This window comes from Rhodopseudomonas sp. B29, assembly GCF_000333455.1.
Classification (GTDB): Bacteria; Pseudomonadota; Alphaproteobacteria; order Rhizobiales; family Xanthobacteraceae; genus Rhodopseudomonas.
In genome coordinates, this window is sequence record NZ_BADD01000255.1 from 1 (window position 1) to 10,851 (window position 10,851).

Genomic DNA, 10,851 nt, shown 5'->3' on the forward strand with positions numbered 1-10,851 from the left:
CGAATTAACGGCGCCTATCACGGCCAGAGCGGACCGCTCCACGTCAACCGGCTGCGCACCGACAATCCTGCGCACGAGATATTTCTGCAGGCGGCGCGTGAGGCGCAATTCCGCATTCGCGACGACTTCAATGGCGACGAGCAGGAAGGCTTAGGCCGCTATCAGCTGACGCAGCACAATGGCGAACGCTGGAGCGCGGCGCGCGCTTACGTCCATCCCTACATGCGCACGCGCACAAACCTGCGGGTCGAGACCGAGGCGCAGGCGATGCGCGTCTTGTTCGAAGGCGGCCGCGCCGTCGGCGTGGAATATCGGCAGAACGGCGAGATCCGTCAGATTCATGCCCGCCGCGAAGTCATTTTGGCGGCCGGCGCGTTCCAGACGCCGCAGCTTCTGCTGCTGTCGGGCGTGGGCGACGGCGCTGCACTTAAGCCGTTCGGCATCGATCCGGTGCATCATCTGCCCGGCGTCGGCCAGAACCTCCAGGACCACCCCGACTTCATCTTCGCCTACATGTCGGACAGCCCCTACTTCACGGGCACCAGCTTCGCCGGCATTGCGCGGACGCTGGCGGGCATCGGCCAGTATCGCCGCGAAGGCCGCGGCCCGCTGACGACGAACTTCGCCGAGTGTGGCGGCTTCCTGAAGACCCGGCCCGACCTCGACGTGCCGGACATCCAGCTCCACTTCGGCATGGCGATGGTCGACGATCACGGCCGCAAGCGGCACTGGGGCACAGGCTTCTCCTGCCACGTCTGCCTGTTGCGGCCGAAGAGCCGCGGCACCGTCGGCCTGAATAGCGCCGATCCACTGGCGCCGCCCCGCATCGATCCGAATTTCCTCGGTGACGCGGACGATCTCGAGACGATGGTGGCGGGCTACAAGACCACGCGGCGCCTGATGGAAACGCCGGCGCTGCGCGCACTCCAGCAAAAGGACCTGTTCACCGCGAACGTGCGCACCGACGACGACATCCGCGCCATCCTGCGCGACCGCGTCGACACCGTGTATCACCCGGTCGGTAGCTGCAAGATGGGCACCGATCCGATGGCGGTGGTCGATTCGCGGCTGAAGGTCCGCGGCACCGGCGGCCTCCGCATCGTCGACGCTTCGGTGATGCCAACCCTGATCGGCGGCAACACCAACGCCCCGACCATTATGATCGGCGAGAAAGCGGCGGACATGATCAAGCGGGAGATGAGGTTGAACTAGGCGCGTGCGTGGCAAGCCGCGCGCGCTCTCTTTCGTCATTCCGGGGCGCGCGAAGCGCGAACCCGGAATCCATACTCCCTGTGCCGATGTAGCTCGACGCAGGAACAACTACTTCCTTTATCTCCACTGATACAGGGGCTATGGATTCCGGGTTCGCTCACTGCGTGAGCGCCCCGGAATGACGAACGTTGATGTCGTTGACGCGGCTACGCCAGCAAGAACCCGCCATCGACCGTCACCACGCTCCCCGTCATGTAGGTCGACGCCTTCGACACCAGCAGCAATATCGCGCCGTCGAGATCTTCTTCGCGGCCGACTCTACGCTGCGGAATGCCTTTGATGAGCTTCTCGCCTGCCGGCGTCGCCCACAAATCGTGGTTGATGTCGGTGTCGATGTAGCCCGGCGCCAGTGCGTTGACGCGGATGCCACGTCCGGCGAGTTCGAGCGCCAGTGCCTTGGTGGCATGGATGATGCCGGCCTTCGAGATCGCGTAGGGCGACACCGCTTTCATCACGCCGTCGCCGAGCACGGAGGCGATGTTGATGATATTGCCGCCGTGCTGGCGCACGATCATCCGCCGCGCGATTTCGGTAGCGAGGAAATACGCGCCCTTGAGATTGGCGCCCATCACCATGTCCCAATCGGCCTCGGTCTGATCGACCGCGAGCTTCTCGACCGCGATGCCGGCATTGTTCACCAGAACGGTCACCGGCCCGAACGCGGCTTCGGCACGATCGACCGCGACGGCCAGTCCGGCCACATCGGCGACATCCATCTGCACCGCAGCAGCGCGGCCGCCTGCGGAGGCGATCTCCTGTTCGAGCGCTGCGAGCTTTCCGGTCTGCCGCGCCGCCAGCAGGACCGCGGCTCCGCGCTGCGCCACAACGCGCGCGAAGCGCCGGCCGAGGCCTTGCGAGGCGCCGGTGATCAGAACGACTTCGCCGGCGAGATCGAACAGCGGATCCATGCGCGTTTCCTGTGATGCGTTATGCGGTTGCGATCCCTTATCATGACGGCCGGCCTTGGCTACAGTGCCAGCCGCATCGACCTCACCATCGTCAGGAGTGAAAATTGGATCTGGGCATCAAAGGCCGCCGCGCGCTGGTGTGCGCATCAAGCAAGGGACTGGGGCGCGCCTGCGCCGCCGCGCTGGCCGCTGAAGGCGTGCACGTCACCATGACGGCGCGCGGCGCCGAGGCGCTGGCCAAGGCCGCCGCGGAACTGCGCAAGGCGCATCCGGACGTCGAGATCATCGAAGTTGCCGGCGACATCACCACTCCGGAAGGCCGCGAAGCCGCGCTGAAAGCCTGCCCCGAGCCGGACATCCTGGTGAACAACGCCGGCGGCCCACCGCCCGGCGATTTCCGCAACTGGACCCGTGACGACTGGATCAAGGCGCTCGACGCCAACATGCTAACGCCGATCGAATTGATCAAGGCGACGGTCGACAAGATGATCGCGCGCAAGTTCGGCCGCATCGTCAACATCACCTCGGCTGCCGTGAAGGCGCCGATCGATGTGCTCGGTCTGTCCAATGGCGCACGCACCGGCCTGACCGGTTTCGTCGCCGGTCTTTCCCGCAAGACGGTGAAGCACAATGTAACGATCAACGCGCTGCTGCCCGGCCCGTTCGACACCGACCGGCTGCGCGGCGTGGCGGCTGGTCAGGCCAAGGCGTCGGGCGTGTCGCCCGAGCAGATCCTGCAGGCGCGAATGAACGAGAATCCGGCCGGGCGGTTCGGCGATCCGGACGAGTTCGGCGCCGCCTGCGCGTTCCTGTGCAGCACCCACGCCGGCTACATCACCGGCCAAAACCTGCTGCTCGACGGCGGCGGCTTCCCCGGCACGCTGTAAAGCCCGATGGTAGCGGCCGCCGCCCGGCGGCCGTTACTTCTGCTCGGTCATCACGATGCGCACGAGATCGGTCGCGTTGCGGGCGCCGAGCTTCTTCATGATGTTGGCGCGGTGATACTCGATCGTCCGCGGGCTGATGCCGAGCTGCCGGCCGGCTTCCTTATTGGTGTTGCCGGTCGAGAACAGCTCCAGCACCTCGCGCTCGCGCAGCGTCAGCGGCTCGCGGCCCGGGAAATTGTACGACGGCGTCTTGGGGGGGCCCCCGGCTTCGCGGCGGCGCGAAAACGCCTCGATCGCCTCCTCGACGCGGCTGACGATCTCCTTGCCCCGGAACGGCTTTTCGATGAAGTCGAGCGCGCCGTTCTTGATGGCGTTGACGGCCATCGGGATATCGCCTTTGCCCGAAATAATGAAGATCGGCGCGGGGTAATCCTCGCCGTGCAGTTCGGCGAGAATATCGAGACCCGACCGCCCGGGAATGTGAACGTCCAGCAAAATGCAGGACGGGCTCCTGGTCCGCGCGACGGCGAGCAGCGCTTCGCCATCGGCGAAGCAGATGACCTCGAAGCCGGCCGCGGACAAAACGATCGACAGCGTCTCGCGCACCGCCGGATCGTCATCGACGACGAATACTTCCTGCCCCGTCGGCCTGCCATTCATCGCGCAATCTCCAATCGCAACTTGTTCATCGCGTCTGCCTCGGGGCCTACCCCGTAGTCTCACCGGGTCGCATGTTAACGCATAGGCAGCACCAAACCGTTACTTCTATGCCTGAAACTCAGCACTATCCGAAGGTGCTATCTGCTTCTCCAAAAGGAGAACAACTGCGTTAGTCCTCCGGGGACGCCCGGTGTGCGCGTGCTCACAGACCAATGTGATCGTCTCGCGCATTGCCGCGATCTGCAAAGGATCGCACACCCTCCACCCGCCATATCATTATGAATCGGATTAGATCAAGCAAACGGGGCGTTTACTCTCTGAGCAGCGTGGATAACTCAAGGGGGTGTTTGTTGCGGCGCGGGGTTATTACCACTCTGGCGCTCCTGATTTGCTGCTGCATGAGCGGTCCGCTCCTTGCCGCAGCAAACTATCCGATCCGAAGCATCCGCATCATCGTGCCGTTTGCCGCAGGCGGCCCGACGGACACGATCACGCGGATCGTCGCCGAGCGGATGTCGCTCGCCCTCGGCCAGCAGGTGATCATCGAGAACGTGGTCGGCGCAGGCGGAACCACAGGCACGATTCGAGCGATGCGTTCGCCAGCCGACGGTTACACCCTGCTTCTTGGCCACATGGGCACCCATGGCGCGGCACTGGCCGTCTATCCGAACCTCGCCTACGACCCGGCGAAGGATTTCACGCCGATCAGCCCGATCAGCCGAATCCAGACGATCGTGGTCGCCAGGCCGGATCTGCCGGTCACGAATCTGGCTGATCTCGTTGCACGGCTGCATGCCGCCCCTGAGACCTTGAAAATGGCCCATGGCGGCGTCGGCTCGATCTCGTTTGCGGCCTGCTCCCTGCTGGTCGCCAGCGGCAGCGAGCACCGGCCGACGATGAAGGCCTATCAGGGGACCGGTCCGGCCATCGAGGCGGTTGCGGCCGGTCAGGCGGACTTCTTGTGCGACCAGCTCGTCAACGCCGTGCCCAAGGTTCGTAGCGGCGCCGTCAGAGCCTTGGCGATCGCCGGCCCCAGCCGAAGCCCGATCCTCCCGGAAGTTCCGACCGCCGTGGAGGCCGGCTATGCCGCCTTCAACGTGGCCGCGTGGAACGGCCTCTTTGGGCCGAAGAATTTGCCGCCTGACATCGCCGCCGTTCTTGCCCGCGCGCTCGACAAGGCTCTCGGCGATGCCGACGTGAAGCGCGAACTAGCCGACCTTGGCGGCGAAATTCTCGCCCCTCGCGAGCGCACTGCGGCGGAACTCAAAAAGATCGTCGACGAAGAGGTCGCGCGGTGGAAGCCGCTGGCACCTTACGCAACCCAGCGATGAGGTCAGGCCGATGCCCCCGCTTCCCTCCCCGCCGCGATTTGTTCTGAAGCGATCTTTGGTAGCGCTACGCCTCACCAGCATCGCGCTGGTGGTCACCATCATCGGCACAAATTTATTCTTCCTCAGCAATCTCCGCGAAAGCACGCTGCGCACGGCAGAAATCAATCTCGACCGCTACAACCTGACCCTGGCGGAAGAGGCCGACCGGTCGTTCAAGTCGCTCGACCTCGTGCTGTCGAGCGTCGGCGATTATCTCGCCCGCAAAGGCGTCACCGACGGCCCCTCCTACCGGCGGGTGATGTCGGACCGAGACACACATCTGATGCTGAAGGAGAAGATATCCGGCCTGCCGCAGGTCGACGCGGTCACGATGATCGATCCCGCCGGCAAGCTGGTGAATTTCTCGCGATACTGGCCGATCCCGGACGTCGATGTCAGTGACCGCGACTACTTCAAGGCGCTGAGCAGCGATCCCAATCTGGAAAGCTACATCAGTATTCCGGTTCGCAATCGGGGCTCCGGTACCTGGAACATCTATCTGGCGCGCCGGCTCAACGATCCCGACGGCAAGTTCATGGGGCTGTTGCTCGGCGCCATCTCGCTGCAGTATTTCGAGAACTTCTTTGCCGCCACGGCTCTGGACACCGGCATGGAGGTCGCGCTGGTCCGCGACGACGATGCCCTGCTGGCGAGCTATCCACACTCGCCCAATCTCGGAAAAGCGTTCCTCAAAGGCGGCCGCGTCGCGTTGCGCGCGGGCGGCATCGTCCACGAGACCGACGCAGCAGATCGCAAAATGCTGATCCGGTCGGCACGGATGCTACCGAACTATCCGACCATGGTGACGGTGACGCAGAGCGAAGACAGCGTGCTCGAAGGCTGGCAAAAGATGGCGGCGCTGATGATCGCCATGTCGGTGATCAGCGCGCTGGTCGTGCTCGCCGGCAGCATCGCGATCGCGCGCTGGTGGCACAAGCAGAACGTCTACGCGGAAGCCGCGGAAGCGGCGAGCGCCGCCAAATCGAGCTTCGTGGCGATGATGAGCCACGAGATCCGCACGCCGATGAACGCCGTGCTCGGGCTCGCCACCAATCTGCTCGACACCAAGCTCGATCCGGCGCAGCGTCAGGCGGTAACGGGCATCCATCGGGCCGGCGACAATCTGCTCGAAATCCTCGACGACATCCTGGATTTCTCCAAGCTCGAAGCCGGCCGCCTGACGCTTGAGACTATGCCGTTCTCCCCGCAGGCTCTGGTCGAGCACGCTCTGAGCGTGATCGGGCCGCGCGCCATCGCCAAGGGACTGACCATCCGCTCGACCATGAGCGGCGACATCCCGGAGGCGCTGATCGGCGATGCCGGCCGCATCCGCCAGGTGCTGCTCAACCTGCTGTCGAATGCGGTGAAGTTCACGCCGGCCGGCGACATCGAAGTGGTCACCCAATGCGTCGGCCGTGACGAGAGCAGCGCGCGACTGCTCTGGACCGTGATCGATACCGGGATCGGCATCGAGCCGGGCAAGATCGACGCGTTGTTCAGCGATTTCGTCCAGGCCGACAATTCGATCAGCCGCCGCTTCGGCGGTTCCGGGCTGGGACTGGCTATCAGCAAACGCCTGATCGAACAGATGGGCGGCACGATCGGCGTGACTTCCGTCCCCGGCAAAGGCTCGTCGTTCCGGTTCTCGCTCAGCCTGCCTGTCGCCGCCGAAGCGCCGCCGCAGGATCAGGACGATCAGACGGTCTATGCTCTGCTGCGTCAACGCATCGAGGCCGGCGGCCGGCCGCTGCGGGTCTTGATCGTCGACGACAATCCGACCAATCGGCTGGTCGCCGCGCAGATGCTGCACGATTTTCCGATCCAGACCAACACGGCCTGCGACGGCGCCGAAGCCGTCACCGCTGCAACGCGCTTCAGCTACGACGTTATCCTGATGGACATGCGGATGCCGGAGATGGACGGCATCGAAGCCACCCGCACGATCCGTGCCCACGGTGGCGCGCTCGCCGACGTCCCGATCATCGCCTTCACGGCGAACGCCTTCGCCGACGATGCAGCCGCGTGTCGCGCAGCCGGGATGAACGACCACATCGCCAAGCCGGTCCGCAAGAAGGTGCTGATCGAGACCATTCTGCGTGCGCTGCCCCCCCTAGATGAACAGACCGATGCACTGTCCGCGCCCCCGACGGACGACTTTGTATCAAGCGCCCCCGACACTGGCATCGTTGCGCCGGACGGCAACGCCGCGTCGCCAGCGCCGCCGCGTCTTCATGTCGGCAGACAGGCATACGATCACCTCGTCGAGGAGATCGGCGAGGATGCCAGCCGGGCCGTCCTCGGCGTATTTGTCCGCGACACCGAAGCGCGGCTGGACCTGTTCGAGCTGCTCAACGTCGGTACAAACCGGCGGCAAATCGAGCGCGAAGCCCACTCACTGAAAAGCGCAGCCGCGACTTTCGGGTTGGACAAGATCGCCGATCTCGCCCGCGAACTCGAGCATGGAGCGGCCTTTCTCGATCAGCAAGGCTACGTGGCCATGGTGGCCCGCATCAGGCAGGCGTTCTCGGCTGCAGCGCGCGTCTCCTCCGGCAACGACCGGCTGGTCGATCTGGCAGACTGAAGGAGCCCGTCAGGCCGAACGCCGATGAGACTCGCCCGGCGCAATAGAATGCGGGCGCTCGTTCCACTCCTGATACCAGGCCACGAAGGCATCGCGCGGCAGCGCCTTGGAGAACACGTAGCCCTGTCCGACGTCGCAGCCGAGTTCCGCCAATGCCTGCCAGGTATCGACCGTCTCGATGCCTTCGGCCACGACTTTCATCTGGTATTGATGGGCGATGGCGACCGACGAAGCCACCACCTTCCACATGTCGGGATCGCTGCGGCACTCCTTGACGAACGAGCGATCGATCTTCAGCTCGGTGAACGGCATGCGCGCCAGCGCGGAGAGCGAAGAGTAGCCGATGCCGAAATCGTCCATCGACAGGCCGATGCCCTTGATCCTGAGCCGGAGCAGAATATCCATTGCCCGGTTGACGTCCGCCATGGCGTTGGACTCGGTGACTTCGATCATCAGAGCGCGGGACGGGACGCCGGCGTCGGCGAGCAAGTGCTCGATCTCCTCCGGCAACTCGGCGTCGGACAGCAGAGTCGCCGACAGGTTGACCGCGATCACGAAACCCGGGTCGCTGCGCAGCAGCGTCTGCGCGGTCTGCATCGCCTCGCGCAGCAGCGCCAGGGTGAGCGGCTTGATCAGGTCGCTGGTTTCGGCCACCGGAATGAAAACGTCCGGGCCGACGGAGCCGAATGTCGGGCTGTCCCATCGTGCCAAGGCCTCGCAGGCAATGACTTTGCCGCTCTTCAGATCAATCTTGGGTTGGAACGCCGGATAGATCTCGCCCAATTCCATTGCGTGCGCGAGATCGGCGGCGGTGACTTGATCCGACGCTGGCCGGGGGACCCGGCGGTCGCCCGGCTCCTCGGGCGTAGCAAGGCTCAGCGCCGCGCGCAGCTGCGAGAGGTCGATCGGCTTTGGCAGGGAGATCGCGTCGAACAATCCTGCACCATGCGCCATCCGGATCGTCGCGTTGAGGATGCGCTCTTCGCAGCCGCTGATCACGATGATGCGGGGTGCCGGATTGATCTCCGCGATCAATCTCAGCAGCTCGATCCCGTCGCGGTCGCCAAGCGACAGGTCGATGGTAATGCAGTCGAACCGCTCGGCAGTGATCAGATCGGCGGCGGCCTGATAGGACGACGCAAAGCTCGACCGAAGGCCGAGCTTGGAACAGACACCACTGATGATCGCACCTTGGACCCGATCGTCATCGACGATCAGGATACGACGCGCCATTTCGCTGATGGAATATCCGCCATAAGTGATGCTCGCAATGCGACCGGTAGCGGTCGGCGACACTGCAGATCATTCTGACGCCCGGTTGTGAACGAAGCGTTTTACCGATCGTCGAGCGTGCCCAGGGGCGAGCGCGTGGTTAGCAGTCTTTGCTCACAATCTCGGAGTCGTTCACGAAGCCATGCGTTCATCGCGATTGCCGGGGCGCCCGGCTGTAGCCTTGTTCTTGGTCTTGAGGAAACGCACCTGTATCTCAGTGCCGTTGACCCGGACCAACTCACACCGGCGATAGGCCAAGCCGGTGGACGACAACAGCAGGAAGAACTCCTTGAGATTCAATCCCTCGATGGAGCCTTCCAATTCAAGCTCGGCATCGCTGGCTGATATCCCCTTGAGCACGCAGCTGCGTCTCCAGGTCCCGTCAATTCCCATGATCCAGACGTTAAAGCCGCGTCCGAACATGACTCTCTCCGGGCCGGTGTTCTCAGTCGGCATCGCACGCCCCTATCGGCCACCCGACATCGCGAACCTGTTCGCGTCGCCACTGGCCGCCGTTCCGCTGTTCGGAAGATAGACGCCGCGGCGATTCGGACAAACCCGATAAGAGTCGGTGAGGCCCACCACGGTCTCGGCCGCGCCCAGGAACAGGTAGCCGTCCGGCTCATTGGCACGCATCAGGCGCTTGAAGATGTCGGACTTCGTCGCCTGATCGAAGTAGATCAGCACATTGCGACAGAAGATCACGTCGAACTTGCCGAGCGGCGCGAAGTCCTGCAGCAGGTTGAAGGACCGGAATTGCACCATCGAGCGGACGTCGGCGTTGAGCTGCCACATCGTGCCGACCTGCTTGAAGTGCTTCACCAGGAACTGGATCGGCAGACCGCGCTGCACTTCGAACTGCGTGTACAGACCGGAGCGCGACTTCTCCAGGACCTCCGGCGACAGATCGGTGGCGATGATTTCGATCCGCCAGCCGGCCAGCTCCGCGGCCTTGTCCTTTAGGATCATCGCGAGCGAATACGGCTCCTGGCCGGTCGAGGAAGCCGCGCACCAGATCCGCAGCGATTTGCGTTGCGCGCGCGCCTTGATCAGCTCGGGGATGACGGAGTCCTTGAAGTGATCGAACGGCGTCTTGTCGCGGAAGAAGAAGGTCTCGTTGGTGGTCATCGCTTCGACCACGTCGTTGATCAAAGCTTCGGACCCGGACCGCATTCTTTGCACCAATTCGGCGATGCCGGCCACGCCAACTTTGCGCGCCAGCGGCAGCAGGCGGCTTTCCAGCAGATAGCGTTTGTCGGCGGACAGAATCAGGCCGGATTTGTCCTTGAGCAACTTCTGCAGGTACTCGTAATCGGAGGGGGTCATTTGCTTTTTCCTGAAGTACCGAGTGCCTGGTTATATTTTGCGTGAATCTGCGACGGGCGAAGGTCGCCCTTACGCGGCCAATCGTTGGTTCGTGGTAATTTCGAGGACTTTGTCGACGTCGAGGACGACCATGAGCTGACCGTCGAGGCGATAGACGCCGTTTGCGAAGGCGGCCATTCGTGGGTCGAGGTTGACGGGGTTGGTCTCGCGGGCGTCGTCGGGGAGGGTGAGGACTTCGCCGATGGTGTCGATGAGGAGGCCGTAGGACTCGCCGCGCAGGTCGACGCCCATCGCCATCGGCGGCTTGTCGGTGTCGGGCTTCTCCAGGCCGAGGCGGGTGCGCATGTCGAGCGCGGTGACGATGCGGCCGCGCAGATTGAGCACGCCGGCGACGTCGTCGGGCGCCAGCGGCACGCGGGTCAGGCGCTCGGGCATGAACACGTCCTGGACCCGGCTGATCGGCAGGCCGAACAGCTGGCCGCCGATCATCGCGGTGGCGAACTGGGTGGTCGAGCCACCGACCGTGTCGAGGCTGCGATTGGCCTTGTTGCTGCCTGCGTCGCTCATGAGAATTT

The 10,851-nt window shown here is 64.0% G+C and carries 10 protein-coding genes; 4 read left to right on the forward strand and 6 right to left on the reverse strand.

Annotation, left to right across the window (positions count from 1 at the left end; translation table 11 throughout):
• Window positions 1-1,212, forward strand: a 1,212-nt coding sequence (locus tag I5M_RS09365; protein WP_022721160.1) for a GMC family oxidoreductase, incomplete at its 5' end; no start/stop codon positions are given.
• Between the two features lie 206 nt (window positions 1,213-1,418).
• On the opposite strand, the gene I5M_RS09370 is transcribed toward I5M_RS09365, so the two are convergent.
• A complete protein-coding gene (locus I5M_RS09370; protein ID WP_022721161.1) occupies window positions 1,419-2,180 on the reverse strand; it encodes an SDR family oxidoreductase in 762 nt (253 codons plus the stop codon).
• A 104-nt stretch (window positions 2,181-2,284) separates the two neighbouring features.
• On the opposite strand from I5M_RS09370, the gene I5M_RS09375 reads away from it, so the two are divergent.
• On the forward strand, window positions 2,285-3,067 hold the full coding sequence (locus tag I5M_RS09375) for an SDR family oxidoreductase (protein ID WP_022721162.1): 783 nt from the start codon (window positions 2,285-2,287) through the stop codon (window positions 3,065-3,067).
• Window positions 3,068-3,100: 33 nt separating this feature from the next.
• Here I5M_RS09375 and I5M_RS09380 read toward each other — a convergent pair whose 3' ends face one another.
• Window positions 3,101-3,727, reverse strand: coding sequence for a response regulator transcription factor (locus I5M_RS09380; RefSeq protein WP_022721163.1), 627 nt, complete (start codon window positions 3,725-3,727; stop codon window positions 3,101-3,103).
• Between the two features lie 398 nt (window positions 3,728-4,125).
• Between I5M_RS09380 and I5M_RS09385 the strand changes: the two genes are divergently transcribed.
• Window positions 4,126-5,058 (forward strand): tripartite tricarboxylate transporter substrate binding protein, encoded by a 933-nt coding sequence (locus I5M_RS09385; RefSeq protein WP_022721164.1) that lies wholly within the window; start codon window positions 4,126-4,128, stop codon window positions 5,056-5,058.
• A gap of 10 nt (window positions 5,059-5,068) precedes the next feature.
• Window positions 5,069-7,678, forward strand: a complete 2,610-nt coding sequence (locus tag I5M_RS09390; protein WP_031335953.1) for a hybrid sensor histidine kinase/response regulator — start codon at window positions 5,069-5,071, stop codon at window positions 7,676-7,678.
• 9 nt (window positions 7,679-7,687) lie between these two features.
• On the opposite strand, the gene I5M_RS09395 is transcribed toward I5M_RS09390, so the two are convergent.
• The 4 genes from I5M_RS09395 to I5M_RS09410 all read right to left on the reverse strand — a co-directional run bounded on the left by I5M_RS09395 (window position 7,688) and on the right by I5M_RS09410 (window position 10,843).
• Complete coding sequence (locus tag I5M_RS09395) at window positions 7,688-8,911, reverse strand: EAL domain-containing protein (RefSeq protein WP_031335954.1); 1,224 nt, start codon at window positions 8,909-8,911, stop codon at window positions 7,688-7,690.
• A gap of 171 nt (window positions 8,912-9,082) precedes the next feature.
• Window positions 9,083-9,406: a hypothetical protein gene (locus I5M_RS09400; protein WP_022721167.1), complete on the reverse strand. Its 324-nt coding sequence runs from the start codon at window positions 9,404-9,406 to the stop codon at window positions 9,083-9,085.
• Between the two features lie 9 nt (window positions 9,407-9,415).
• Complete coding sequence (locus I5M_RS09405; protein WP_022721168.1) at window positions 9,416-10,276, reverse strand: protein-glutamate O-methyltransferase CheR; 861 nt, start codon at window positions 10,274-10,276, stop codon at window positions 9,416-9,418.
• 69 nt (window positions 10,277-10,345) lie between these two features.
• Window positions 10,346-10,843 carry a chemotaxis protein CheW gene (locus I5M_RS09410; RefSeq protein ID WP_022720613.1) on the reverse strand — a complete coding sequence of 166 codons (498 nt, stop codon included), beginning with the start codon at window positions 10,841-10,843 and terminating at the stop codon, window positions 10,346-10,348.
• Between the last annotated feature and the right edge of the window lie 8 nt (window positions 10,844-10,851).